A 26,148-nucleotide genomic window follows, 5' to 3' on the forward strand; every position below is an offset into this window, starting at 1 on the left:
AAGCGCGGGACCGGGCAAAGGTGCTGGTCGCCCTGGATACCGGGGAGTTCGTTCTGAAGCTGGAGACGGTTCTGGGCATACTCAAGCCCCTGAGAATACGTACATAGCGGGTTCTCCCGCTCCGGCCAGAGCAGAGGCCCAGCGCAAGCACTGAGCGATTCTGGAAATTCTACGGCAGATTCTCATAAAATGCGATTGTAGTGCTCTATTATAGGGCGGATGGAGTCTAAAGGCCGACTAACTGGGCTGTCGTTTCCATAGGAAATGGGGGTACCCGCGCGGGAACTCCAGGATCTTGGCAATAACCTTTATCTTCATACAATCGCCTCTCCCCTGAAGCCCAGGTGTGTCGTCATGAGGCCCGTCAGGACAGTCACCGTCGTCGCCGCCCTGCCGGAGAGGCTGAAGCCGCTCCAGCCGCTCGCTTACAATCTCTGCTGGACCTGGAACCACGACGCCATGGACCTCTTCAAGAGGCTCGACCCGGAGCTCTGGGAGGCGACCAACCACAATCCTGTAAAGATGCTCGGGAGCGTTCTCCAGCCCCGGCTCGACGCGGCCGCTAGGGACGAGGGCTTCATAGCCCAGCTCGAGGGAGTGGTCAGGAGCGTCAACGAATACATGACCCAGGACACCTGGTACGACAGGACCTTTGGAAGGCCCTCCGGGCCCCTCGTGGCCTACTTCTCCGCGGAGTTCGGGGTGACGGAGTCCCTCCCGCTCTACTCGGGCGGCCTCGGCGTCCTTGCGGGCGACCACTTGAAGTCCTGCGCCGAGATGGGAATCCCTCTTGTTGGTGTGGGGCTTCTCTACCGCGTGGGTTACTTCAGGCAGTACCTGAGCGAGGACGGGATGCAGGGTGAGAGCTACACCCCAAACGACTTCTACGAGATGCCTCTCATGCTCCTATCGGACGCGGAGGACAAACCGGTCCAGGTCGAGGTCGAGCTGCCGGGCAGGAGGGTCAGGGCGAGGGTCTGGAGGGCTCAGATCGGGAGGGTTTCCCTGTTCCTGCTCGACAGCGATATTCCGGAAAACAGGGAGTCGGACAGGAGGATAACCGGCCAACTCTACGGCGGCGACATGGACATGAGAATTCAGCAGGAGATTCTTCTCGGCTTCGGCGGAGTCAGGCTCATGGAGGCGCTGGGCCTCAATCCGACGATATACCACATGAACGAGGGTCACTCGGCCTTCCTCGCGATCGAACGCGCTGCGTCGCTGATGAGGAAGCACGAGCTCAGCTTCTGGGAGGCACTCGAGCTCGCGCGAGCTGGCAACGTCTTCACCACCCACACCCCCGTCCCTGCCGGCATAGACGTGTTTCCGCCGGAAATGATGGAGAGATACTTCGGAGACTATGTACGGAGGCTGGGGGTGGACTGGGAGGAATTCCTCGGCCTGGGCCGCCAGAATCCACGAGACCAGCGGGAGGGCTTCTCAATGGCAGTCCTTGCCCTCAGAACAGCCTGGGCCACCAACGCCGTCTCGCGACTCCATAGCAAGGTCTCAAGGAGGATGTGGCAGGGCCTCTGGCCTGGAGTGCCGCCGGACGAGATTCCCATCTCCCACATTACGAACGGCATCCACCACCGCTCGTGGATATCCAAGGACATGGCCGAGCTTCTTATCAGGTACCTCGGGCCAAAGTGGATAAAGGACCCCTCGGACCACACCGTTTGGCAGAACGTGTACAAGATACCAGACGAGGAACTCTGGGGCACCCATTCGAGGAGGCGTGAGAGGCTGGTTGCATTCGCGCGCAGGAGACTGAAGGCCCAGCTCATCGCACGCGGCGCCCCCCCATCCGAAATCGCCGCGGCCGAAGAGACTCTCGACCCTAGGATTTTGACCATAGGCTTCGCAAGGCGCTTCGCCACCTACAAACGCGCGACTCTCCTCTTCTACAATCCCGACAGGCTCGCATCAATTCTGAACAATGAGAAGAGACCGATCCAGATAATATTCGCGGGAAAGGCCCACCCTCTTGATGGCCCAGGAAAGGAGATGATAAGGCGCGTCGTCCAGTACTCCCGCAGGGAGCTGTTCCGCCAGAGGCTCGTCTTCCTTGAAGACTACGACCAGACGGTGGCAAGGTACATGGTCCAGGGCTGCGACGTGTGGCTGAACACCCCCAGACGCCCCCTCGAAGCGAGCGGCACGAGCGGCATGAAGGCCGCGGCCAACGGCGCTATTAACCTGAGCGTTCTGGACGGCTGGTGGGATGAGGCCTACACACCCTCGGTGGGCTGGGCCATAGGTAAGAGGGAGGAGGAGTTTCCTGACTCAAACCAGCAGGACGCTGCTGATGCTGCCCATATCTACAGACTCCTCGAAGAGGAGATCGCGCCCCTCTTTTACGACGTGGGGCAGGACAGCGTGCCGAACCTCTGGGTAGCTAAAATGAAGGCCTCCATGGCCACGATATGCCCGTTCTTCAATACCAACAGAATGGTCAGGGACTACCTTGAAAGGATGTATCTGCCGGGGGCGAAGAGATTCGCCGAGCTGTCGGCCAACAAGGCTGAGAGGGCGAGGGCACTCGCCCACTGGAAGTCGAGGCTGGCCGCTTCGTGGCATGAGGTTTTCGTGGACAGGGTGGAACTCGAGCCCCAGGGCGAGGTGACGGTGGGAACCCGAATGGATGTCAGGGCGAGAGTAGGCCTCGGGAGACTGGGGCCGGAGGACATCGTGGTGCAGGTGGTGCAGGGGAGGGTAAATCCCTCCGGAGAGTTTATGGAGACAAGGGTGGTGTCGATGGAGAGAGTGTCCTCGAACCCCGACGGAACATTGACCTATGCCGGCTCCTTCACTCCCTCTGAAGCGGGATTATACGGCGCGACGATAAGAATTCTTCCACAACACAAGGACCTACCAACCCCATTCCTGCCTGGATTCATTATCTGGGCTAAATAGTGTAAAGTCCTGAATTAAGTTCCTCTCGCTGATTTGAGTTCATGTCCCGGACCCCCTCTCTACCATGAATCCCTCTTCCAATAGATAGGCAGGGGCATATCTGGCAACCATCTTGATGTTCTCCCTGATGAACGCCCTTCTCTTTGCAGGCCACGTAGTGCTCATTGCGCCTGAGACTCCAGTGAGGCCCTCTGTAGTTATAGTAGTTTAATGCCCTTTCAAACCCCCCGAAGTGCCGGGTGAACTTCATAATAGTTCCCGCCGCCTTCTCCACTTTCCCGTTCGATTGAGGATGTGAACTGTGTTCCATGGTCGCTTCATGAGCTGCCTAGGCTTGCCATAAGCCGCCACAGCACTTTTAAGGGCTCTTGGACCATTTTGAGGAATGGCATTTTTTATGAGCCGGCGCCCCCAATAAGCCTTGAAGCCTCGTCCTTTTTAAGAATTACATCTGCACTTCCAATCTCTATCCCGTCAGTGTGGCAGAAAGAGGTGCTGTGCCTCCTTCCACAATGGACCCAATTCCGGCGTCTCTGCTTTCTGGATTCATCCTGCACCAGCTCGTTCTCTTTGAAGCTCTTTTAAATGTGATTGTGCAGAATTTAGAGCCCCTCCTCACTCTAAATAGCCTTCTCTATGGTAAACGCTCTGGATGCTGAATGCCTGGCTCTTGCCCTCGTTACATATTCCCTCTCTTCATCACTGATTAACTTAGGGGATGCCCCGGGCTTTTTAGGATATGGATATTCGCCCCTCTCCCTATACCGGCGGTAGAGCTCCCATACCCAACGTTCCGATATCTTCTGTATCCTTGCAAGTTGATATGCAGAGGCCTTACCCTTTTCCATCTCCCTGATGAGCCATCTAAGCTTTCTCTTCGTAAACTTCCACATATATTGACATGGTTTTATAGCTTTTATATTTACCAAGAGGAAGTTATTTCGGAATTCGAAAATTAAAACATAAAAATAGCAAAATCTTTATAGAAATACATTTCAAATGAAAAATATAAATAGAAATGCATTTAAATGGAAAAATATTTATATAAAAATAATAAGGAAGGCTCTCGCAATGCAAAACGAATACAAAAATGAAAGAGCCAAAACCTATTTGTATTACGGAGACTATCCCGGAGGCAGGTCGGAATATGAGCATGACAATGTCCTCGTTGAGAATTCCAGATGAGCTTGCATCCTTCTATGAAAGACTGGCTGCGGCCTACCCAGAGAAGTTTGAGACAAAGGCCGATGCAATGCGTGCTGCACTGGAGTTTTATAGAGACTTTCACATGCTCGACCCTATGGTTGAGAGACATATTGTCGCGGGTTTTGAGCCGCCTGACCCAGCGATTAAAAGGATGATTCTGGATGTTCCCAAGGATGACTATAATATGCTTAGATCCATCCAGAATATGGGGCGCGGCGCCAGTGTCCCCGAAATAATCCGGAGCTTCCTCCGTAGGTTCATAAGGAGCGAGGTAAAGGCCGTCCAGAGGGATAAGGAAGAACTCAGGCGCGCCCTTGAGGCGGTTAGGGCGCATGATAACGAGCTTAGGATGAGAGACAGTCATCTGACAAGATAACCCGCGCTGCGGTTCGTGCTCATGACCGGGGCGGGAGCCCCCGGTTAACAAAATTACCCTGGTGCGAGGGGTGGTGAGGGATGACCGAGAGAGTGCAAATTGGTGAGCCCGGGCTATATCCCGGTTCGGAGAGCGGTGAGCCTGCAGTTGTTGTGGTCGGCGTCGGGGGTGCGGGCTGCAACTTTGTGAACAGAGTATCCTGCACAGGAATTCCCGGTGTGGTGACAATGGCCGTGAACACCGATAGAATTCACATCGAGCTCGTGGACGCTGATAAAAAGCTCCTCATCGGGAAGTCCCGTGTTCACGGCACCGGTATAGATGGGGATCCGGTCCTGGGAAAGATATGTATGGAAGAGGCCGCAGAAGAATTCCTAGAGCTTCTCGGCTCACCGGACGTGGTCTTCATTGTGGCCGGCATGGGGGGCGGGACTGGAACGGGAGCAGCGCCAGTCGCCGCCAGACTGGCGGGGGGCATGGGCGCTGTGGTGCTGGGAGTCGCCTATATGCCCTTTTCCATCGAGAGTTGGCGGGTCGAGAGGGCGAGGGAGGGTCTGGAGGAGTTCCGGCGCTCCTCTCAGGCGGTCATGGTTATGGAGAACGACAGATTGCTCTCGATGGCGCCCACGCTCCCGGTGAACCTTGCCTTCGACGCTTTTGACCAGCCCCTCATCCACAGAATAGCGGCGATGGTCGAGAGGATGAGAATCTCGAAGAGCATAATCGAACTCGAGAGGGTGGCCGAGGCGCTGCCGCTGGAGGGCCTCGCGATGGTCCGCTGTGATGGAGACGCCGGCGAGGCTAGGGTCGTGTGCGAGGCGGTGGACCACCCCCTTCTCGAGATCGACTGTATCGGAGCTCCATGGGTAAAGCCGACAGATAGCGGAGCTCGGTCGGTTTTGGGTGGAGTCAGCCCAATGCCACCTTCAAATGTGCTCGTCAGCACAAGGCCTGTCCAGGATGGGAGTGGGAAGAGAATTCTCCCACTCGTGTCCGGGATGAGGACCTATCCGACGCTTCAATCACACACGCATGCGCGCCCGCCCTCACAATCCCAGCCACAGAAATCTACTCGCCAGACCCTGCTGATTCCTCCAACCGGGGGCGAACCATGACTGAGGCTGGTGGCCACCCGAACAGGAAGGGAAGCTTCTCAATGAGCCTCAGGAAAATCATAGAGGAGGTGGAGGCGAGGTCCGGCAGGAAGTTCATCGGGCCGGAGCTATACTTGGGGTCCGGGGGGCCATCCAGCACCGGAAGGCCCAGTGTTTTCCACAGCCACCACACGCCCCGCCATCCGAGAAGCACGAGGCAAATGAGTTTGGACTGGCTCGGGACGCCCTCACGCGCTGAGGCTGCTCAGAGAGCCTGCGGGGATGATATGGACGGAAGCCTCTATGGGCTCCCCCTCCTCCACCACTCCGGCTGTGAGAATGGCGGTAGGCCGAGCGGAATCGGAGTTGTCGGGAGGGACAAGGATGGGGTCGTGACATCTCCGTTGACTGTGCCTCCCGGGGTTATAGGTGCAACGGTCACTGGAGGAATGGAAGGGGACGAAGCACATGCCAAGCCCCGGCCACGCATCCCAAGGAATTCATCGGACTCGGAGGGACCTAGGATAGGTGGTGCAGAGACACCCCGGCCGCGGTCCGGCTCATGCGAGCCGACATCTGGTTTATCTCCATCGTCCCAGCGCCTCGGCGCAGCGCTGATTCATATGCTCCCGGACCTTCCGCAGATGAACGACGAAGCCTTTCTTCTCCTGTACCTCAGCGCCTCTCTTGAATTCGAGAGGAGATTCGGGGCTCAGGAGTGGTGCGAGAGAGTGCTGGCGATGGCGGCGCGGGGCCGTTGAATTTCTCCCTCCAACCCCCTGTATCTCCCCGGCCCCGCGCCATTAACATCCCTCCGTAGAGCGTCCAGAGTCCTCCCGGGCCCGGGCCGCTTTAAGTGCCCTGGACACCACACCCATTAGCGTGTAGAACTCTTTCTCGGAGAGCATCGCTCGGCCCAGAATTCTCCGGAGCATCACCTCGGTTGTGGCTCGCTTGTGGGGAGGGTAATTCACGGCGGTGAGCAGCTCCCCAAGCATCCTCAGAGCGTTTTCCTTCTCAAAACCGGAAGCCCTTCTCGGTCTGTGGGGCCTTGCAATCGGAAGGAAGAGTTCGTATAGCAGAATCGCGACGGCGTGGGAGAGATTCAGAATCGGATAGTCGGGATGGGCCGGAATGCTCACGAGGACGTCGCAGCGCGCGAGTTCTTTGTTGTACAGACCGAAGTTCTCCCTCCCGAAAAGGAGGGCGACCCTGCCCCGAATCTGCCGGACGCGGGAGGCGAGGTCGCGGGGCGTGAGGGAGATTCTGAGGTGGCCGCGGTCGGTGTGGCTCGGGACCCCCGTTGTGCCGACGATTAAATCGACATCGCGAAGTGCGTCCTCTAGGCTCCCGAAGAAGCGGGCGGAGGCGAGGACGTCCCGGCCGTGCATAGCCCTCTTCCAAGCCTGGGGCTTCAGCTCCGGTCCTCCGACGATTCTTAGGTCGCTGACGCCGAAGTTCTTCATCACTCGGGCGACGAGACCGATGTTGCCGGAGAATCTGGGCTCCACTAGAACAACGGAAAAGCTGCTTTTCATCCCGTCTCCCTTGACAGTGCTGAATCGCCCTCTTGCAACAGCGTCGACGCGGTCGGCTCTGGCCGGCTCACCCGCTTCTCCAGCCAGAGACGCTGGTGGTGGCAAAGCCCCCGCCGCTACCTCCGCCCCCCCTTTAGGCTGATGCCTTTGGACTCGAGTGGCTCCGGTTCTCTTAGGCAGGTGCTCACCCCGGCTTGGAAGTCTATACCTTCCTCGAGCCTATGTCGTCCGCGCCGGCCGGCCTGTACTCCTCCGGCTGGTAGAGCCAGACCCTGAGAATTCCAGCCGGGGAAATCACCACCTCCTTCAGACGGCCATAGCTCCTTTCGCCGTCTCCGAGGGTGATGAAACCGGCCGCCTCACCTTCTGGCTGGTTCCTCGGGGTGGGGATGGGAACGAGGGGTGGCCTCCACCGGACCTCGCCGGTTGCGGTCTCCAGGACCTCCCTGAGCACCAGAGCGCTTTCGTCGAACTCGGTCAGGATACCTTTGAAGGCGCGTCCATCCGTCATGACGACGATTATCTCCTTCCCCAGGTAGTCCCTGAGGCGCCTGTGCAGGATGCCCATTTCAACCCGCGCCAATATCGTCCGGCGATATATATAGGATTTGGTTTTGCAGGAGCCAACCCCCGTCCAACTGTGCTCATTCTACTGAGAAGGCCGGCGCTCCCGATAGGGACTGGAGTCGCATCTGGCATGTGGGCCTTGGGGCGCGCGTGCCCCGGAGAAGTCGAAAGGTAGTTAGGACATTTCTGCTATGGCCCTTCGGGTGTATATGCGCCTCGCCCTGAAATTCGCATACGATGGCAGGAAATTCGGAGGGTTCGCACGCCAGCCCTGCAGGAGAACAGTAGAGGGCGATATCATCGCGGCTCTGCAAAGTCTCCGCATACTGCGCTCCGGGGCTTCACCTGCCGAAATAAGGTACGGCGCAGCCTCACGCACGGACGCGGGTGTCAGCGCCATCGGCAACGTGATAGCCTTCGACACATCATTCCGTAGAGAATCCCTACTTCCTGCGCTCAACGCGAGGCTCGAGAACATTTGGTTCCACTCCATTGCTGAAGTTCCGGAGGATTTTCGCCCCAGAAACGCGCTGATGCGCTGGTACCGCTACCACCTGCGAGTTGAGGAGACGGGCGACTACGAGGAGCTTAAGCGTGCCCTGAGAAGTTTTGTTGGAAAGCACGACTTCCGCAACTTCTGCAGGCCGGAGGGCAGGAGCACTGTCAGGAGCATCAGGAGGGTCAGGGTACGGAGGACGGGGTCTTTCATCACCGTCGACTTTTTTTCTAAAGGCTTCCTTTGGAGCCAGGTGCGCAGGATGGTAGGGGCGGCGCTTGGGGTCTCGCGGGGCGAGTTCCAGCTATCCGAGTTGAAATCGGCTCTGGACGAACCAGAGAAGAGGGCCGATTTCCCACTTGCGCCGCCGGAGCCGCTCTTCCTGATGGACGTATCCTATTCTTTCGATTTCAAGAGGGACGAAAGGGCAGTAGGGCTCGTGAGGCGGGCGCTCGAGAGAAGGAGGGCCGAGGCAGAGCAGACTTTCATTCTTGCAGGCTATCTCGCCGGCTCATTCCCTCCATGAGGCGGAGAGCGGACACAGGAATTATTGGAAAGACGCCATCAGCAGCGCCATGACCTTTGCGTCCCCCACGACATTCTTTATCCGGGCGTACTCATTGGGGCCGTGGCAGGTGTCATCGAGCCTCGACCAGACCACCGCGTCGAACCCAGCGCGCCTGAATATAGCTGCGAATGTCCCCCCGCCTATCCCTCCAGCGTAGGGCCTGTTTCTGTAGACCGCCCTGACGCACTCGGCGAGCTTTTTCACGATGGGCGAGTCTGGGGAGGTGGGCGGTGCGGCCGGGGCGAACTGGACCTTCTCGTATCTCATTTTCGTCTTTGTCTGCTTCGCCACTCTCTTCATCGTGCTGGTCACGACTTTCTCCACATCCCCGGGCCTGAAATCCGGGAGAATTCGCATGTCGAAGTAGAAGACGTCCTCTCCGGGAATGGTGTTGATGTTGGGCACATTCGCCTCCTTCTTCGTCGGCTCGAATGTGGAGACGGGCGGGTCGAAGAGCCTGTTCCTCCGGGCGAACCTTTTGTGCAGGACCTCGTCTAGAGCGAGGGCGAGCTTCATACCCGCCCGGTGTGCATTGGTGCCCTTCTGAGGCATCGAGCCGTGGCACTGCTTACCCTCGACCGTGAACTTCAGCCACATTATCGTCTTCTCCGAGACCTCCAGGAGGGTCCCATCTGGGTTCCCTCCATCCGGCACGAGGAAAACGTCGCCCTCTCTGAAAATGCCCTTGTCCATCATGTACATCACGCCCTTCTCGCTCCCTGTCTCCTCGTCCGAGCCCAGAATGAGGCCGATGTCCAAGGGAGGCGTCACCCCCAGTTCCTTCAGGGCCCTCAGGGCGAACGTCGAGGCCACAAGAGCCTGGCCGTTGTCCTCCGCGCCCCTGCCATATACCTTCCCTTCCTTAACGACCGCCTTGAAGGGGTCGCTTTCCCACTTCTTCAGGTCTCCCGGTGGGACGACGTCCATGTGGGCGACGACCCACAGGGTTCTGGACGAGTCGAGACCCCTCAGCCTGACCACTATGTTGGGCCTCTTGCCACCGGGCGCCTTATCATCGGGAGCGTCGTAGTGGGCGATCTCGCTGAAGCCCCAACCCCGCAGCATGCCCTCGAGATACTCCGCCTTCCTCCCCTCCCCCTCCCCGCCCTCCCGGGGTGATATCGCGGGCATCCCGACCAGCGCGCAGAGGCACTCGACCATCTCGCTCTCCCAGGCTTGTATTCTCTCCGAAACCTTCGCCAGAAGCTCCCTGTCCATCGTCGCCACCCGGTCGAGAATTGACTCACGGGTATATATTCTTCGGGGAGCCCTGCGTGATAAGATTAATTATCGTTGAAACCAGTTCATTTTCCGGTGATGAGCTGACCCAGAGTGAGAGTCCGAAGGGTGGTAGCGTGGGCGGGGCCCCGGCGGAGCCAGTTTTTAAACCGGCAAGACAGGAAGACGAGGAACCAGAGTGGAAGAGGCAGGCCGAGGGTAGCCAGCCCATAAGGGGCCGCGGGGCCGCGCTGGTCATCATTGCGCTCATCGTCGTCGCCGCGCTGCTGATTGCGGGCGCGGTGGCATGGGCCCTCAGGCCCCGGCCGCGCGAGGTCTGGGCCGAACTCTCCGTCGGCGCGCAGGATGTGTCCATTCTACCCTCCCGGCCATCCGGCGACAATAAGAGCGCCATCGTACCCGTAGAAGTTGAGATAACGAACAGGGGTGAAGGGAGGAGCGGCGTTATCAATGTCTGGTGCGGAGCCTACAACCGCTCCAACCCGAGTCTCAGGGTTGACGAGTTTAACACCTCTCAGCTCTTTGACATCAACGGGGGTGTCTCGGACAGAATTCAGCCCGCCGGGAAGCCGGGGAGCATCGTGAGGGCGCGAGGGAACCTCTCCCTCCCCCCAGGCTCTTACGAAATCAGGCTCAGAATCTATGAGGACGCGGGCAAAAGGACACTCGTCTTTGGGCGCGCGAACATAGTCGTGGGCGAGGACATGGTTGCCACGCCCCAGCCCTATGTCCCCGAGGGCGGTGAGCGGGGGAGAGGATATATGGAGGGCGGGGGCGCCATCCCCGGGATGGGGGCGGGCGCGGCGCTGGCGGCGGTCGCTCTCTCTCTGTTTTTATTCGGCACTGGGAGGAGGAAGGTCTGAGTGCCCCCCAGGGCCCCTATCTTGTGGGGTCCAGAACCGGCGGTAGCGTTCACCTCTCTTCTTCCCAATAGAGCCAGAATTTCACTCAGCGCCTTCTCCCTATTCCGACGAGCAGGACGCCGGCGGAGACCGCCGCCACGAGGATGGCGACCTCGAAGCCGGGCGTGCTCGAGGGTTCCCGAACCTTGACCGTGAAGGTCACCTGGCTCTCGCCGCCGTCACTGTCCGTAACCCTGAGGGTGATTATGTGCGTTCCGGCCTTCAGGTTCTTTAGCGTGAACTGCGCACCGAGCTGGCCACGGTCCTGCTTGAGGAGACCCTGCTTGCTCGAGGTCCATGTGAACGTGAGGCCCTCGATGTCTGGCTCGTCCGGGTCCTGCGCCCAGGCGCTGAACTCGACCTTCGAGCCCTTCATGTAGCTCTTGTTGTCCGGAGGGCTGTCGACGCGAATCGACGGCAGCCGGTTCACGTTTATGACCGTGACGTTCCAAATGTAGGTCGCGGTGGCGCCCTTCTGGTCAATGACCACGACCTTCACTTCGTAAGGACTGCCCGAAGCGCTGAAGGGGCCTGTCCAGCTGCACTTGAACTCGTAGTCGTCGTCGCCCGCGACAGGTCTGGGGCTTTTGTAGACCACATCTCCCCTACTGTCGTTCACGTACCACGAGCAGGAGTGCGTGTCCCCGGCGTCGGGGTCCTTCACGGAGATTTCCAGGAGGAGCTTGTTGAGGGTGCCTGTCGGGCCCGTCGCCTCCTTTATCGTCAGGGCCTCCTCGTCCTCCCAGAGAATCTCCATCTCTGTCTCGCAGAAGCTCGGTGGGTCGTTCACAGGAAGCACGTTGCACTCTAGTCTCAGCTCTTTCGAGCGGCCATACGTGTCCGTGGCCTTGAACTTGATAGTCTCCCGACCGTTCCAATCCCTCTCCGGCGTCAGAGTGATTTTCCCACCCGAATTCTTCACGGATATGTATTTGTTCCCGCTGAAGCTGAAGGTGAGGGAGTCGCCGGCGTAGGTGGTATCGTAGTCCTTGAAGACCTTATTCAGGTCCAACCTAGTGTCCACAGTGTCCTCCGCCCATGATAGCCCCTCCTCGAGCAGCTCGGTTCCGTTGGCGCTGAGAACGGGGTCGTGGTTCACGTGCTCGATTTTGATTTTGCCGGTGGTCGAGTTGGAGGTCTTGTTCGCGGGGTTCCCGCAGCCGGCGTCTGTGGCCGTGAACTTGACATTGCTCTCCCAGCTGCTCGGCGGGTTTGGTACGAAGGCGTAGTCGGGCACAGTGAAGGTTATCAGGCCCGTGCTGTCCTCGATGCTAATGTCGAGTTGTGGCCCGGAGGTCACCACCGCGCTGAAGCTCAGCCTCTCCTCGATAATCCCGGCCTCGAGGTCTGGGTCCTTGAATATGTCGGTCATCTTCCACGTCGTGCAGGTCATCGTGCTGTTCTCTTTTATCCACACCTCGGGCACGGGCTTCACGACCTCGGGCTTGTCGTTAACATTGAGCACCCTGACCCTGAAAGTGATATTGATTGAGCCTCCGTCCTTCCCGTCGTCCACATTGACCATGATGGTGTACTCGTCCCTGTCATTGGTCTTTGGCTGCTTTGGCTTTATCAAGAGTTTGTTGGTGTGAATTCGGTTGAAATCGCCACTGGTAGGGTTGGGGCTGGAGAAGGTGGGGGGGTTGTCCATGAGGACGGCCCCAGCGGGATTGGTCGGCGCACCCTTGACCTCGACGGTCCAGTTGAGACCGTCGCCTGCGTCCTCGTCCAGTACCGTTATCTCAATGGCTGTCTGCTCGTCCTCCCTGACGAGTAGGGGCATGTTCGGAACATATTGCTGGCCCGCCACTGTCTGGGGTTTCGGCTGATAGTTGGGCGGAATCGGGGTGTAATGGTGTGAAGTGAGCAGGAGACCCGTTGTCGAGCTCGTGCTGTTGTAATTGACTATATTTCCGGCGGTGTTGGAGTACCAGCGCGTGGTCGAGAAGTACATGTTCTGATAGTTTTCGTTAACATTTCTGGGTGGGTAGCCTGTTCGTGTGATGGTGCCTGTGGCTGTGCCATCGTAGAAACCCTGTAAGGTGATTCTAAAAGAATCATCGAATGAGCCCGCTGGGGTGGTCTGGGTTTCGTAGGAGGCTCCAGTGGAGCCGCTCATTCGATTCTGGGAGAAATAATAGGTTTCTGTGATATCAAATGTGGTGGTGAGATACTGCCCCTCATCGTTAGGCTCGGTGGTGGTGTATGTTTCGGTATAGTCGTCCACCTCGGTCCCTTGAATGCTCCAGGTCTTGCTGACATCCATCGGAAAAGCATACCATGGGAGCGCGGTGCCGCTACCGGAGGAGTAGGTATAGACATGATTTCCTGTTCCTGTATAGTTCAGCCACTTTCCCCAACTGGTCCACCCATACTGATTCGTTGACTCGAGCTGTGTGTTGTAGGGGCCCTCCCCCAAATCCGTTTTTCTTGTCTTTATTGGCCCTACGCTCGTGATTTTTGTCCAAAAATTGTAAGGCCCAGACGTGGATTGCTGCCCCTGAACGGTAAAGTAGTAGGTCCCGTTCTGCCAGGTCTCACTCACCATTGAAACCTTATACCAGATGGGGTCCGATACGTCGTCGACGCGGAAGTACTCGTAATGGTCGATCGTTCCGCTGTATATACACTGGCCCTCAACCTGTTGACCACCCTGAGTCTGGAACATTACTGTCTGAGACCACTGCTGGCTTCTGCCGCTGTATGAGTAGCGCCAGAAATCGCCGACTTTCCACTGCGGGGCGGGCGTCGCCACCCTCCCTTCCGCGCTACCCTCGTCCGCCGCATCCTCCGCCGCGGCGCTCCCCAGGACAGCCATCGTGGAGAGAACCATGAAAGCGCTCGCCCATAATACAACGCTCCCCCTCAGGATTTTCCTCATCTGAGCCCCTCCAAATTCGCTGTTATCGTACAGCCTCGTCCGTTTCCCAAACTCAGCTTAAGCGGCTTGCTATATAAAAAGTTTGTTGTGTAGGTACCACTAGCAGACGGGCATTCTGTCAGTGCTGTAGCACCTCGTCTCTCCATGCTCCCTGACTAGAGTTATCAGGCGCGCTCTCTGGAGGAGGCCGAGGTGGTAGTTGACGGCGCGGCTGCTCATCCGGGCCCTCTCGGCGAGCTCCCTTTGCGTCATCCCGGGGCATTCCCGTATCAAATCCAGCAGTCTCTGCTGCTCATCGTCGAGCTCCATCAGACCGGCTTCGACGAAGCTCCTGCCCGCCGGGTAGAACCTTTTGTAGAGACCGACCCTCTCTGACTTTATCAGCTCCTGCCTCTCGAGCACCGTCAGATGGTAGACGATTGAGCCATTGTTCAGGCCCAGTTTTTGTTTGATTAAGTTATAGTGCGCGCCCGGATTGGACATGATGAATCCATATATCATACCCCTCGTAAAATTGTCGAGCACCCGATCTTTCTTGATTCTGCTGTAGAGCGGGACGAAGAAGAGCTTGAGCAGAGCGAACCGGCCGCTCTCCGTGCTGATTGCCAGTCCGATTGCGAGCATCAGACATGCCGGCAAGAGGGCGGAAGGCGCAAGCGGTGCGGGTCCATCAGGGTATCCCGTGCCGGGTTGAGGGAGCGGTGCGGGCGCTGCCGCTCGCTCCATTTCAGTTGCAGAATTCCGTGTGTTGGGATACGACGCAATCGGGCGAATGGCCGGCGCGAAGACACCACCACCATCGAGTCCGGACAACCCCTCCTTGGGTTCCCCAGACACAGGGCGGGAGACAGGCATTGGGGCGCAGAAGGTGATGACGTTATGGACAAGAATGTAGCGGGTCGCGACAGAGTAGGCGGTCCCGTCCCATGCTCTTGCGCTCAATTTGTGCACCCCATTGGTCATCGTGGTCGTGTCGAGGGTGAGCCTCCAATATTCCCCGCCCGGTGCCCGCCCCCACTCGTGGCCGTCGACGCGGAAGTCCACCCTCTCCAGAGGGGAACTCACCCCCGCGGCGCTGCCCTCGACCGTGACCATCCCAGAGACCGTTTCTCCCTCTTTTGGAGAGAGGATGATAATGAAGGGCGGAATGTAGGTGTTGCGAACACAGATACTGACAGAAGCGCTGCTCGAAACGTCGCAGTCGCTCCATGCCCTCACGGTCACCGTGTGGATGCCATTCGGGAGCTCGCGAGTGTCGAACAGGAGCTCGAATTCGGCTCTGCCGGAGGCCTGACGCCAGGGGCCGGAGTCCATCCTACCCTCCACAAAGGCGATCTCCCCCGCCTCGACACTTGCCCTGCCCCTGACCGCGAGAACGCCCGCGACCTCAGCGCCATCGGAGGGCTCAAGAAGCTCCAGCTGGGGGAGGGGGAGGCATGCGGGCGGATAGGTTATCGTTCTCCCGTCCTCCACCCTGATGCTCGCCTTCGTGCCGTCCTCGCTCCAGCTAATATCCGTTAGGCCGATGCTAACAGCGGTGGGAATTAAGATGATTCTCTGGGTCCCGTGGTCGAACCTGAGCATGACGCCGCTCTGACCGGTGATGAGGGCGAAGCTTCCATCGGGTCTCCAGGAGACGCTGTTGAGGTTGACGGTGGTGCCGCTGGGGATAACCTGAAACTCATTCGCCTTAGGGAGGTACTTAAGAACGCTCCCCACTTCTCCGACGACGAGTGCGTATGTGCCGTCTGGCCTCCAGGCTGCTGTTGAGATGGAGATATTGAGGCCGCAGCCCTGTGGTGAGCTGGAGTTGCTTCTGACGATCTTCAGTTGGCCTCCGGTCTCTAGCTGAAGACCGACCTCCCCACCGGGACTCCATATGGTTCTAAACTCCGGGCCTGGGCTGCCCGTGGACTGGAAAATTGTTGTGTCTTCCGAGCCTGGAAGGCCAAGAACTCCCGGCACAGTTAAGAGAAGGGCCAAGACTGCCGCTAATGGAATTGGCGCCGAAGCCCGGAGCGAAAAGCCAGCTAGGTCCCCTCCCGGCGTCATCTATCCCCTCTTCCAGACCTTGCTAATAGTTAGCATATACTTATATATAAATTCCATGGTACAAACTATAACTTTTATATCCTTTTATATCCAACTTTTTTCTAAATGCTTTTCTCTTATCTTTTAATACTCTTTTAACCAGAATTTTGTATCCATACTAATCCCAACTCCGCATTCCATTCCTATTCTAGTCCGGTTAATTAAGCCTCCCCGGGCCGTTTCAGTCCCGAGGCCCCGACCGTTGAGAGCGAGAGAAAAACTCAGCGCAAAATAGCCCTGCGGTCTCAATGATAATGACTAGTGGAATTCATCGAGCAAATGATAAGAGCAGGTGATGGGGCGGCTGGGACTAATCGCTTCTGTCAAGGAAGCGTCCTAGGGCATCGAGCGCCGGTCCCGTGGCCATTGGATTCTGTCCCAAACCAATTCTGAAGTGCCCCGGAGCACCGAAGAACTCTCCGGGCAGAACGAGCGCCCCCTCCTCCTCGTAAAGGCGTCGAGCGAGCTCGAGCGTCGGAGTCTTCTTTAAAATTCTAGGGAAGCAGGTCGTGCCCCCGGGGGGCCTGTGCCACACAACGTCCTTTCTCCTGTCCGCCCATTCTGAAAAGAGCTTTATATTCGTCTGGGTCAGCCTCCTCGTCCTCGCCAGCACCTCCTCCCTCCGCCTGAGTAGGTTCTTGGCGACCTCTTCCCCAATTCTGTTCGGGGCAATCGTTGTGTAGTCCCGGAGGCGCTTCACCGCGCGAACGAGTTCAGGCGGGCCGAGCATCCAGCCCAGCCTGAAGCCGCCCGCGCCATAGGCCTTGGAGAGACTGTTGAGCGAGACTGCGTTATCCGCGAGCGAAGCCGCCGGCCCCGGGCCCCGCTTGAGGCAATCAAGATACACTTCGTCACTGATGAGAATCGCACCGGCATCGCGTGCGGTCTCCGCAATCGCTTTCATTTCTCTCTCCCCGAGCAACGCACAGGAGGGGTTGTGGAGGTTGCTCAGGACAACAGCCCGGCATTTCCGGGACAGCATTTCCTTCAGCTTTTCAACGTCAACGCCAAAGCCGCTCTCCATCGCTCTACTGAAACGCACGACCCTTGCACCTAGGAACTCAGGGAGGGTCTCGAGCGGCTTGTACACTGGGCTCTCACAAAGAACCTCGCAGCCCTTCTCCACACAGACCATTATGATATGGGTGTAGGCTTCGCCCGCACCATTCGTAACGAGCACGCTCTCCCTATCGACACCATAGAGCTCCGATATCAGCTCCACAAGCTCCGGGTCTCCATCAGGACACCCCCAGCCCACCGGCTGGCTGGGGTCGAGGGGCCCAACATCCTCAAGGCTCAGAGTCATAACGGAGCTAGAGCCGAGGTTGTGCCTGGCATTCTTGTGGGACTCGAGCCACTCGAGGTGCTCGAATGGGGACGCGAGCCTCAGCCCGAGCGTGCCCCCTCCGGCCCCCCCTCCACCCCTCATCCAATTCACTGTCTCCCCCTCTCTTCATATTTTTAGTTAATCACTCTTTGATTACTCACTCTTTTTGAGCTTTCTCTTCCTGATAACCTCATTGGTATCCTTTATTGGTATTACTCTCGCTCGAAAACCCCACGGCCTCGCGCGCGCTCCCGGGTTTTCCAGGCGACCACTCCAGCCCCTCCTGGGGTGGGCTTTGAGGAGTCCCCAGCGCCCATGACACCACCCATTCGTCAGACAGCCCTCTCCCCATCCCCGATGATTCTTCCGGTCACTATCGCCCCGTCCTCCACCGAAGCACCCTCGCCAACGATGCAGCCCTCCAGCCTCGCTCCGTCGCCAACGCTCGCGCCATCGTGCAGAACCGAGTTCTCTAGGGTGCAGTCCCTCCCAACGCGTACACATCTTCCGAGGCAGACCGCGGGCCCGATTCTGGAGCCCGGGCCAACCCTGCACCCATCGCCCGTCAGCACCGGTGGCCTCCACACCACACCCGCTCCCTCCTCGACCCCCGGCCCTTTCGTGACCCCTTTCATCAGACAGGCGTGTGCCTTTAGGTAGGAGTCGAGTGTGCCGGCGTCGAACCAGTAGCCCCTGAATTTGAAACCGTAGAGCCCCTTTTCAAGTACCCTCGGAAAGACGTCCCTCTCGATCGAGAGCTCCCAGGCGCTTTCCATATATTGCAGAATTTCCGGTTCCAGCACATAGCTCCCGGCGTTGATGAGCCGGCTAACCGCCTCGCCTGGTCCTGGCTTCTCCACGAAGCGGTTTATCCTGCCCTCCCCGTCCAACAGGACCATTCCGTAGGGCCCCGGGTCCTCCACCTCCCAGATCGCGATGGTCCCTAGCCCGCCCATTTTTTTATGATACCGGCGCATCTCGCCGATGTCCAGGGAGCAGAGGACGTCTCCGTTGATGACGGCAAATGTGTCCTGGAGGTGTTTCTCCAGTCTCTTGAGGGGGCCTCCAGTGCCCAGCGGGGTCTCCTCCACCTCGACCCTTACGCGGAGATTCCGCCATCCGCCGATTTCTTCGAACAACTTGCGGACCAACTCACCTTTGTAGCCAACCGCCACAAAAACCTCATCCACTTCGGGCGGGAGTAGCTCGAGTGCCCAGAGAACGAGGGGCTTGTTGCAGACCGGCATCAGGGGTTTGGGTCTTGAGAGCGTGATGGGCCTTAGTCTCGTGCCAAGCCCGCCGGCGAGAACCACCGCCCTCAGGTTCTCACCCCCGGCCGTCCCAACTCAACTCAACGCCTGCGCTCACTCTTTCAGCGCTATCGTGACGACGTTGTTCCCTCGCAGAATCACCGTTCCTAAGCGCCTCACGGTCCCGTCCGGTGTGGTCTCTTCCGTATCCTCGAGAACCATGTTCATGTTCTCGTCGAACGAGACGAGCTTCCCATCCAGACACCGGCTGTCCTTGAGTAGGAGGCTCATCCTCTTGTTGAGGGACTTCTCGAGGACACTGTGAGGCATCACCATTCGCTTCCCCCTCTTCTGAAGGCTGATTTTGTATTAAATCTTTTGCGACGGAATCTATTTCTGCCGCGCGGAAATTTGGGTCTTGGGAGGATGGGATACAGCGTCCACAGGCTCAACGGAGTCGGGCTCGAGGCCAACGCGTACCTTCTAGAGTGCAAAAGGCCCCTCCTCATCGATGTGGGCACCGGCGCGAGGCTTGATGAGCTTCTCAGGGATCTGAGAGCGATTCTCGGGGACAGAAGGCTGGAGTTGCTCGCGCTGACCCACATGCACTTCGACCACACGGGTGGCGCGGCCTCCCTCCAGGAGGCTACTGGAGCGGAAGCCATCGCCCATCCCCCAGACTCTTCGGCGCTAGCCGACGGAGATGGGGAGATGACGTGCGCTTTCTGGCTCGGGGAGAGCCAGAGACCCATCCTGGTCAGAGAGGTGAGAGAGGGGGAGAAGATAGAGCTCGGGGACGCCACCCTCGAGGTCCTCCATACGCCGGGCCACTCGGCGGGCAGCATGGCCCTTTTCGACCGCCGGAGCCGCTCCCTTTTCTCCGGGGACACGGTCTTCACCGGCGGCGGCGTCGGTCGCTGCGACCTGCCAACAGGGAACGCTGGACAGTTGATCGCCTCGCTCGAGAGGCTCCTCTCGCTAGGGCTCAGGAACCTCTACCCGGGCCACGGGCCATGCGCAGAGGGAGACGGCAGCGCCCACATCGAGCTCGGGCTCAGAATGGCGAGGAGCTTATTCTGAGAGGCGCGGCGCGCGTGCACCAAAACCGTCAGGGTGGACCGGAGGCCCTCAACTACTATAAATACTTATACCAAAACAACCATTATTGGAGCAATCGAACCAAAGGGGCAACGCGACCGGATAGAGGGTCCTGCGCCCGGGTCCAGGGTCGGGGCTGGAGGAGAGAAAATGAGGAGAGGAGGAGGAATCTGGCGGGCGCTCCTTCCGGCGCTTCTCTTGCTTGCCCCCGCCTGCGCTACCCTCCTGCCCTCCGGGGGCAATGGCGAGAGCGGGCCTGCCCCCTCGGAGGAGGGACCCCAGAGCGGCAGGGGGTCAGAGAGGGCACCCGGCGCGCCAGCCCTCCCTGATCTGATTCTGAGCAACCTCAGCCGCTCGCTCGACTCGCCAGGAGACATGTCCTCGGTCACATTCTTCGCCACCGTCTTCAACGATGGCGCCGCCCTGACTCAGCAGGTCACGGTCGAACTCTTCATCGACGGCGTTCCCCAAGGGAGCTCGATTATCGGCGGGCTCTTCGAGGGCGGCTCGGCTACTGTGGGAATTCCATGGACCGCGCTCTCCGGCCAACACGAGGCCCTCGTGGTCGTGGATGCTCAGGGCCTGATTCCGGAGCTCAACGAGACGAACAATTGGAGGGTTGCCTATTTCAGCGTTCCCTCGCCTGACATCGTTGTGCAGAATGTCAGTTGGTATCCCATCCGGTTCAGGGATGGCGATGCGGTGACGATAAATGTCGAGCTCAGGAACAGGGGTCCAGGCTCCGCCGGACGGGCCTTTGTACTTGCTGCTTCGGTGGACCAGACCCCGCTCCCTCGCCAGCTCGTCGGCCCGATTCCTGCAGGCGCGTCGGCCCTCGCAACATTGCGCTGGACCGCCTTCTCGGGGAGCCGGGCCCTCTTCCTAGAAGCGGATGCAGGGAACTCACTCAGGGAGACCAACGAGACCAATAACCGCGCGGTGGTTCTGCTCGGCGCAGACTACCCGGACCTCGTGGTTTCCTCGGTTTCTATCAGCCCGCCTGAGCCCGAAGAGGGCGAGATAGCGTTCCTCAATGCTACGGTCACAAACCTTGGCTCTGGCTCAACCTCAGACACATTCCAGGTCCATTTCACAGTGGACGGCGTCAGCGCAGGCGCCGTCGACATTGCTGGGCTGGCTTCGGGGTCCAGCCGTAGCGTCTCCATACGGTGGAGGGCTGTCGCGGGCCACCACGAGGTCCGGGCCGATGCCGACGCGAGCGGCGAAATACTAGAGGCGGTCGAGAGCAACAATCACGCCCTCACTTCCGTCCGAATCGGTATGGCCGAGCTCTCGCTCGGGGGGCTCCAATGGACCCCCGCCCTCCCTTCTGACGGGATGGTGACGAGGGTCGGCCTGAGCGTCCGCAACAGCGCGAACAATGGAACGAGGGCACCGTTCGTGGTGGCCCTTTACATCGACGGCTCGTGCGCCGATGCAACCACCATCAACGGCCTAGGGCCCCAAGAGGCCCGCAACTTGAGTCTCAACTGGACTGCATCTGGAGGGGCCCACGAGCTGTGCGTCGTCGCAGACCCTCACGACACTGTTCACGAACTGAACGAGAGCAACAACGCCCTCAGCCTCCCCATTATCGTCCCGATGCCCGACCTCACTCCGACCAATCTCACCCTCCACCCTTCGTCGCCCTCCGCCGGAGAGTCCGTTGAGGTCAGGGTCTCGATTCGAAATACCGGCCCCGGCAACCTCTCAAGGATGTTCCTGACCCGGCTATACTGGGAAGGGAGGGAAGTTGCCTCAGAAGTCCTTGGCGGCCTCGAGGCCGGGTCAAGCCGCATCCTGAGTATGAGGTGGACTGCAGAGGCCGGCGAGGGGGAACTGACTGCGGTGGTTGATCCCGAGCAGAGAATTGCCGAGGCCAACGAACTCAACAACAGCATTTCGATAAGAACCGGCGTCCCCTTCCCCGACATCACCGTGAGCCAGATGGAGTGGTTCCCACCCGGCGCGGGCGCGGGAGAAAGGCTCAACGTCAGCGTAAGGGTTGAGAACAAAGGGCCCGGAGACCTGACCACGCCCGTTTCGATAACCCTCTACGCCAACGCCTCTGCCACTAGCACTCTCGAGCTGGGTGGACTCGGGTCTGGCCGGAACGCCACAATCAGCTTCAGCCTCGTTCTCCCATCGGCCTCTTTGAGCCTAAGCGCGGTTGTCGACCCACTGGACCGAGTGGCGGAGCTATCCGAGGCTAACAACCGCCTGACGCGTCTTTTCCCCACTGGCGTGGAGGCTCCGGCGCCCCCGGCGCAGGACTATTTCGTCAGAGAGCCGGTTCTGCTTCCCGAGACACCTGTGGACGGCGAAACCGCCTCCGTGATTGTTACTGTTTGTGCCGCGGGAACCGCCACCGGGCCCCCGGCACCGGTAGAGGTCGCTCTAGTCGCTGATGGAAGGATCGCGGCGAGGGGCCAGGCCGTGGTTTCCGCGGGTGAGGGCATGGCTAGGCTGGAGTGGAAGGCGAGTGCCGGCGCCCACAAGCTCACAATTATCGTCGACCCCGACGGAGAGATTCCCGAAACGCGAGAGGACAACAACCGTGCCTCTCTAGCGCTCATCGTGGGCCCAGTGAACCTCGTTGTTTCCGAGCTAGCTCCCATACAGAGTATTGTCCATGACGGAGAGACGGTGTGTGTTCTCTGCCGCGTTGAGAATCTGGAACCAAATCCAACCCGGGCGGCATTCACCCTCTCTTTTTATGTCGACGGTGTCCTCGAGACGATGAGAGAGCTCAGCGGCCTTCCCGCGCGCGCATCCATGAGCGAAGTTCTCTCATTCCGTGCCCTGGCGGGAGACCATAGACTGAGGGCAGTTGTGGACCCCGAGGGTTCAGTCTCGGAGACGGTCGAGGAAGACAACGAGGCCACGGCCGAAATAACCGTTCGGCCGCCCGATATCGAGGTTACTGGAATAACCGCGATCCGCGAGGCGGACGAGGGAAACACCGTCGGAATCACCGCTACCATCCGCAACGCAGGAGCGCCGACTGTGAGACGCGTGACTGTAATTTTTCTCGTCGACGGCTTTCCTGCGGGCTCCGCCCAGACCGAAGGTCTCCTCTCCGGCGCGACCCACCCCCTTTCCACCAAGTGGACCGCACTTCCCGGGAACCACACTGTGACCGTGATTGCGGACCCTGGGCGCGAGATTATCGAGTTGGATGAGGAGAACAATCGACTCCGACTGGCGACAATCAACGTTAGCCTTCCAGACCTCACCGTCCAAAACCTGACGGTTTCAGGACCGCCCGTCGTAGGCGCGGAGTGCATCGCCTCGGTCGATGTCCTGAACTTAGGCGAGACCACCCTCAGGGATTTCTACGTATCCTTCTCCGTGGACGAAACCGTTTTGAAGACCGAGAGACTCGGAGGGTTGCCTGGTGGGGCCTCTTGCTCTGTCTCGGTAAGGCTCCCCGTCCTCGCCGGGCCTCGCTTATACTCTGTCAGGGTGGACAGCACGCAGGCTGTCAAGGAGCTCGACGAGACCAACAACTTGGCCTACCTGAGTCAAGAAGCGACGCCACCGGCCGAGCTCTCACTCGTTGGCCTGAGAGTCCAGTCCTATGCTGTGGATGGGGAGGAGGTGGGGATTTTTGCAGAGATTCTGAATTCTGGGGTGGGCAACACCACTGAGCCATTTCAGGTCTCCTTTTTCGTAGACGGCAGAATCCTCTCCAGCGACGTGATCGGAGGCCTCCCAGCAGGCGAGACCGCTGTCGCAACCGCCCGCTGGACCGCCACGCCGGGCCGGCACAGGGTGAGGGCTGTGGTCGACCCCACGGGTGTGGTGCCCGAGGGAAACGAGGGGGACAACGAGCAGCAACGGGACGGTCCGTCAGTCGAGCACCCAGACCTCACTATCGAGAGGATTTCCACAGTCAGGCTTGGTGGGGAGACGGGCCGCTTCGCAGTCTTTGCCCAACTCGAAAATATCGGGGGACCAACCCTGAGAACAGTATCGGCTCGGCTGCTCATCGACGGAAGGCCCGCGGAAACGGTGAGCCTGAGGGGACTTACAGCGAGAACAGCAACCACGCTATACTTTGAGGCTCAGGCGGCCGCACCCGGCATTCTCTCCGTCTCCGCTGACCCATCCGGAGAGCTTCCGGAGGCAGATGAATCCAACAACGCGGCCACGGCCCCTTTCCTCCCCCTACCCGAGCTCGAGGGTTCCCGGCCCGACCTCGTCGTCGAGCGCTGGGCGCTCCTCCCCCCCAGCCCGGTCGAAGGGCAGCAAGCAATGATTCTCGCCACGATAACCAATCTCGGCAACGGCTCCCTGCTCGGCCGGAGCGAGGCCTTGCTCGAGCTCCAGAGCCGGGCGCCTGACCCCACCAACCCAAGGAGGGAGGTCATCGTCGGAACATCCAACATCCAGAGTAGCCTTTTGGGCCTCCTGCCGGGAGGCTCTGCAGTCATAAGCTTCCCCTGGACAGCGACTGGAGGGAACACCTCACTAACCGTAACCGTCAACCCCTCTCGCCGGATTCCGGAATGGGAAACCGGGAACAACGCACTCAAGGATATTATTGAAGTCCCCCGACCCAACCTGCAAATTACGGGAGTTGTAAAATGGAGCTTGACGCCAGGGCTCAAGTCCCCCATCTTTGTGCTCATCGAGAATAAAGGTCCGGGCGACACACTCTCGACGTCGCCGGGAGAGCTCTACATAAACGGCATCCTTAGCTCCCAGCTCCCGCTCCGTGGCCTTCTCTCTGGCCACACTACAGTCTGCCCCGCTCGTGTCGAGGCCGAGGCGGGAGAGAGCACGCTACTGGCCGTGGCCGACGCCGGAAATAGAATAATCGAGATGGAGAAATCGGGTAACTCCCTTCTCGAGGGACTCCACCTCAGTTACCCCGACCTCACTATTGCGAACATCACATGGACGCGGCACTTAGACAACGAGAGCATCGTCACGGTCTTCGCAGAAATCCGCAACGAGGGTACCGGGGCGGCCGGGAGAGCATTCGAGGTCTCGCTGAGCGCCGACGCGCGCCTAGTGGGGCGGACAATGGTTCCGTGCCTGCGGGCCAACTCGAGCACGCTGGTATCCTGGAGGTGGCCCCTCGTGCCCGGCAACCACACCCTTTCCGTTGAGGTGGATACAGGCGACTCCATCCTCGAAGCCAGGGAGAATAACAACAGAATGGACGTCTCGTTCCCCCTATGGAGGAGCGCATATACACCGACCCTCCTCAACCTCAGGCTCACCGGCCTGAGATTCTCCCAGCAGAACACGGGGAGATGGAATGCCAGCGTCAACACGGTCACCCTTTTCATGACGTTCGAGAATGACGGCCTCGAGAACCTCAGCGCCTCGAGCGCCGACGTCATCCTCAATGGAAAGCTCCTCAGGACGGTTCCGGTCCCCCCGCTGGCCAATGACAGCGAAGCGGTGGTCGAGCTCGCCTGGGTCGCGCCGGTTGCGGACCTGAACGTGAGCGTTCGCCTCGACCCGCGAAGGCGGTTGGCGGAGGACTTCGAGACCGACAATGACCTCACCTTATTTATCCCAGCCAACCACCCTCCCATCGCGAGCGCCGGTGGCAACAGGACGATAACCGCCGGCGACAAAATCGAACTCCATCCCCACGCCGACGACCCCGACGTAATCCTTGAGGGCGGAGTTCGCGTCCCGGGCTACATCGCCCTGTATGAGTGGGACTTGAATGGAGACGGCGTCTACGAACACAACTCAACGATATCGGGCGATGTGACTGCAGTATTCCACACCCCCGGACGCTATATGATTCGCTTCCGTGTCACAGACGACCAAGGAGCGACTGCGGTCTCGGAGGCGGTAATAGTCGTCAGACCAGTAAAGGAGGAGCAGCTGATTCGAACAGACACTCTGACAATAGCGGCCGTGGGTATCCTCTTCTTTATTCTCGTGCTCTCCGCTGTGTGGCTCGTTAGGGGAAAGGAGGAAATCTTCAGGAAATAGATAGCCCACGGAGAATCACCTCCTCCACAACGCCTCATCCCCTCCCCTCCCGCATGCACCCTATACTGATTTCTCCCCGGCCCATTCCACGTTTTCGAATTGGTCTCCTCACCTCGGGCTCCCCGGGCTTGGCCAAAAAAAAGAGCGCCGAGGGGGAGATTCGAACTCCCGCGGGGGTTGCCCCCCACGAGCTTGCTGGTTCCGGCTGTGGCCGGAGGAACTCCAGGCTCGCGCCTTACCGCTGGGCCACCTCGGCGCTTCAAACGGAAAGAGCGAAGAGACTATAAAAAACCAACCGGTTCGACGGGAATAGAGTAGATGCCAATCCTTAACAATCCTTAATAATCAATTCGAAACCAAACCGAAATGAATATATTCCTCATTTAATTTGCAAATGTTAATATAGGTCCCATTGGGAGGAGAATGGGACGGTGCGCCCGTGCGTCGGATGCCTTCAACCCACCCCTGCCTGCTGGTCTGCCTGCTTTTTATCTTAGGCATTCCGGCGACAGAAACCGGCGCACGGGCTCACCAAATCACTCCATCTGAACCACCCTTCGTTACCATTCCCATTAGTTTTCCCGAGGCAACGTATGAGGAGGCTGGAGAATATATCTGCGTGGAAGTCGAGGGCT

19 protein-coding genes and 1 tRNA gene are annotated in these 26,148 nt (G+C 59.1%); 9 read left to right on the top strand and 11 right to left on the bottom strand.

The window, feature by feature from the left end:
- The first annotated feature begins 354 nt into the window (after positions 1 to 354).
- A complete protein-coding gene (glgP, locus tag QW379_08825) occupies positions 355 to 2,916 on the top strand; it encodes an alpha-glucan family phosphorylase (GenBank protein ID MEM2870499.1) in 2,562 nt (853 codons plus the stop codon).
- A 39-nt stretch (positions 2,917 to 2,955) separates the two neighbouring features.
- Here glgP and QW379_08830 read toward each other — a convergent pair whose 3' ends face one another.
- Together QW379_08830 and QW379_08835 are read right to left on the bottom strand one after the other, a co-directional pair.
- Positions 2,956 to 3,081, bottom strand: a complete 126-nt coding sequence (locus tag QW379_08830; protein MEM2870500.1) for a hypothetical protein — start codon at positions 3,079 to 3,081, stop codon at positions 2,956 to 2,958.
- Positions 3,082 to 3,536: 455 nt separating this feature from the next.
- Positions 3,537 to 3,845 carry a hypothetical protein gene (locus QW379_08835; GenBank protein ID MEM2870501.1) on the bottom strand — a complete coding sequence of 103 codons (309 nt, stop codon included), beginning with the start codon at positions 3,843 to 3,845 and terminating at the stop codon, positions 3,537 to 3,539.
- Positions 3,846 to 3,915: 70 nt separating this feature from the next.
- Between QW379_08835 and QW379_08840 the strand changes: the two genes are divergently transcribed.
- The 4 genes from QW379_08840 (at position 3,916) to QW379_08855 (ending at position 6,353) form a co-directional block, all read left to right on the top strand.
- Positions 3,916 to 4,101, top strand: coding sequence for a hypothetical protein (locus QW379_08840; protein MEM2870502.1), 186 nt, complete (start codon positions 3,916 to 3,918; stop codon positions 4,099 to 4,101).
- Positions 4,064 to 4,498 carry a hypothetical protein gene (locus QW379_08845; GenBank protein ID MEM2870503.1) on the top strand — a complete coding sequence of 145 codons (435 nt, stop codon included), beginning with the start codon at positions 4,064 to 4,066 and terminating at the stop codon, positions 4,496 to 4,498. The genes QW379_08840 and QW379_08845 overlap by 38 nt, the downstream gene beginning before the upstream one ends.
- 80 nt (positions 4,499 to 4,578) lie before the next feature.
- Complete coding sequence (locus tag QW379_08850; GenBank protein ID MEM2870504.1) at positions 4,579 to 5,613, top strand: hypothetical protein; 1,035 nt, start codon at positions 4,579 to 4,581, stop codon at positions 5,611 to 5,613.
- A complete protein-coding gene (locus QW379_08855) occupies positions 5,610 to 6,353 on the top strand; it encodes a hypothetical protein (GenBank protein MEM2870505.1) in 744 nt (247 codons plus the stop codon). Before QW379_08850 ends, QW379_08855 begins: the two co-directional genes overlap by 4 nt.
- A gap of 42 nt (positions 6,354 to 6,395) precedes the next feature.
- Here the strand turns inward: QW379_08855 and QW379_08860 are convergent, their stop codons facing one another.
- A complete protein-coding gene (locus tag QW379_08860; GenBank protein MEM2870506.1) occupies positions 6,396 to 7,130 on the bottom strand; it encodes an RNA methyltransferase in 735 nt (244 codons plus the stop codon).
- 202 nt (positions 7,131 to 7,332) lie between these two features.
- Positions 7,333 to 7,698: an LSm family protein gene (locus QW379_08865; protein MEM2870507.1), complete on the bottom strand. Its 366-nt coding sequence runs from the start codon at positions 7,696 to 7,698 to the stop codon at positions 7,333 to 7,335.
- Between the two features lie 208 nt (positions 7,699 to 7,906).
- Here QW379_08865 and truA point away from each other — a divergent pair, with 208 nt between their 5' ends.
- Positions 7,907 to 8,719 (top strand): tRNA pseudouridine(38-40) synthase TruA, encoded by an 813-nt coding sequence (gene truA, locus QW379_08870; protein ID MEM2870508.1) that lies wholly within the window; start codon positions 7,907 to 7,909, stop codon positions 8,717 to 8,719.
- Between the two features lie 21 nt (positions 8,720 to 8,740).
- Here the strand turns inward: truA and QW379_08875 are convergent, their stop codons facing one another.
- Positions 8,741 to 9,979, bottom strand: coding sequence for a M20 family metallo-hydrolase (locus QW379_08875; GenBank protein MEM2870509.1), 1,239 nt, complete (start codon positions 9,977 to 9,979; stop codon positions 8,741 to 8,743).
- 137 nt (positions 9,980 to 10,116) lie between these two features.
- Here QW379_08875 and QW379_08880 point away from each other — a divergent pair, with 137 nt between their 5' ends.
- A complete protein-coding gene (locus tag QW379_08880) occupies positions 10,117 to 10,863 on the top strand; it encodes a hypothetical protein (GenBank protein ID MEM2870510.1) in 747 nt (248 codons plus the stop codon).
- Positions 10,864 to 10,948: 85 nt separating this feature from the next.
- Here the strand turns inward: QW379_08880 and QW379_08885 are convergent, their stop codons facing one another.
- From QW379_08885 to QW379_08905, 5 genes are all read right to left on the bottom strand, one after another.
- Positions 10,949 to 13,783 carry an Ig-like domain-containing protein gene (locus tag QW379_08885; GenBank protein ID MEM2870511.1) on the bottom strand — a complete coding sequence of 945 codons (2,835 nt, stop codon included), beginning with the start codon at positions 13,781 to 13,783 and terminating at the stop codon, positions 10,949 to 10,951.
- Positions 13,784 to 13,882: 99 nt separating this feature from the next.
- A complete protein-coding gene (locus QW379_08890; protein MEM2870512.1) occupies positions 13,883 to 15,748 on the bottom strand; it encodes an Ig-like domain-containing protein in 1,866 nt (621 codons plus the stop codon).
- Between the two features lie 436 nt (positions 15,749 to 16,184).
- Complete coding sequence (locus QW379_08895; GenBank protein MEM2870513.1) at positions 16,185 to 17,303, bottom strand: aminotransferase class I/II-fold pyridoxal phosphate-dependent enzyme; 1,119 nt, start codon at positions 17,301 to 17,303, stop codon at positions 16,185 to 16,187.
- 230 nt (positions 17,304 to 17,533) lie between these two features.
- A complete protein-coding gene (locus tag QW379_08900) occupies positions 17,534 to 18,514 on the bottom strand; it encodes an NDP-sugar synthase (GenBank protein ID MEM2870514.1) in 981 nt (326 codons plus the stop codon).
- A gap of 51 nt (positions 18,515 to 18,565) precedes the next feature.
- The gene (locus QW379_08905) at positions 18,566 to 18,787 is read right to left on the bottom strand and encodes an LSM domain-containing protein (GenBank protein MEM2870515.1); all 222 of its coding nucleotides are present in this window, start codon (positions 18,785 to 18,787) and stop codon (positions 18,566 to 18,568) included.
- Positions 18,788 to 18,877: 90 nt separating this feature from the next.
- Here QW379_08905 and QW379_08910 point away from each other — a divergent pair, with 90 nt between their 5' ends.
- Positions 18,878 to 19,531: an MBL fold metallo-hydrolase gene (locus tag QW379_08910; GenBank protein ID MEM2870516.1), complete on the top strand. Its 654-nt coding sequence runs from the start codon at positions 18,878 to 18,880 to the stop codon at positions 19,529 to 19,531.
- Positions 19,532 to 19,699: 168 nt separating this feature from the next.
- Entirely contained in the window at positions 19,700 to 25,513 is a 5,814-nt protein-coding gene (locus QW379_08915; GenBank protein MEM2870517.1) for a CARDB domain-containing protein, read from the top strand.
- Positions 25,514 to 25,658: 145 nt separating this feature from the next.
- On the opposite strand, the gene QW379_08920 is transcribed toward QW379_08915, so the two are convergent.
- Positions 25,659 to 25,769 (bottom strand) — tRNA-Ser (locus QW379_08920).
- Positions 25,770 to 26,148 lie beyond the last annotated feature (379 nt).

The sequence above is a fragment of the Thermoplasmata archaeon genome (assembly GCA_038851035.1).
In the GTDB taxonomy this organism is placed as follows: Archaea; Thermoplasmatota; DTKX01; order VGTL01; family VGTL01; genus JAWCLH01.

Coding starts and splice junctions, on each gene's coding strand:
- glgP (MEM2870499.1), top strand. CDS start 355: ATGAGGCCCGTCAGGACAGTCACCGTCGTCGCCGCCCTGCCGGAGAGG.
- QW379_08830 (MEM2870500.1), bottom strand. CDS start 3,081: ATGAGCACTACGTGGCCTGCAAAGAGAAGGGCGTTCATCAGGGAGAAC.
- QW379_08840 (MEM2870502.1), top strand. CDS start 3,916: ATGAAAAATATAAATAGAAATGCATTTAAATGGAAAAATATTTATATA.
- QW379_08845 (MEM2870503.1), top strand. CDS start 4,064: ATGAGCATGACAATGTCCTCGTTGAGAATTCCAGATGAGCTTGCATCC.
- QW379_08850 (MEM2870504.1), top strand. CDS start 4,579: ATGACCGAGAGAGTGCAAATTGGTGAGCCCGGGCTATATCCCGGTTCG.
- QW379_08855 (MEM2870505.1), top strand. CDS start 5,610: ATGACTGAGGCTGGTGGCCACCCGAACAGGAAGGGAAGCTTCTCAATG.
- QW379_08860 (MEM2870506.1), bottom strand. CDS start 7,130: ATGAAAAGCAGCTTTTCCGTTGTTCTAGTGGAGCCCAGATTCTCCGGC.
- QW379_08865 (MEM2870507.1), bottom strand. CDS start 7,698: ATGGGCATCCTGCACAGGCGCCTCAGGGACTACCTGGGGAAGGAGATA.
- truA (MEM2870508.1), top strand. CDS start 7,907: ATGCGCCTCGCCCTGAAATTCGCATACGATGGCAGGAAATTCGGAGGG.
- QW379_08875 (MEM2870509.1), bottom strand. CDS start 9,979: ATGGACAGGGAGCTTCTGGCGAAGGTTTCGGAGAGAATACAAGCCTGG.
- QW379_08885 (MEM2870511.1), bottom strand. CDS start 13,783: ATGAGGAAAATCCTGAGGGGGAGCGTTGTATTATGGGCGAGCGCTTTC.
- QW379_08895 (MEM2870513.1), bottom strand. CDS start 17,303: ATGAGGGGTGGAGGGGGGGCCGGAGGGGGCACGCTCGGGCTGAGGCTC.
- QW379_08905 (MEM2870515.1), bottom strand. CDS start 18,787: ATGGTGATGCCTCACAGTGTCCTCGAGAAGTCCCTCAACAAGAGGATG.
- QW379_08910 (MEM2870516.1), top strand. CDS start 18,878: ATGGGATACAGCGTCCACAGGCTCAACGGAGTCGGGCTCGAGGCCAAC.
- QW379_08915 (MEM2870517.1), top strand. CDS start 19,700: ATGAGGAGAGGAGGAGGAATCTGGCGGGCGCTCCTTCCGGCGCTTCTC.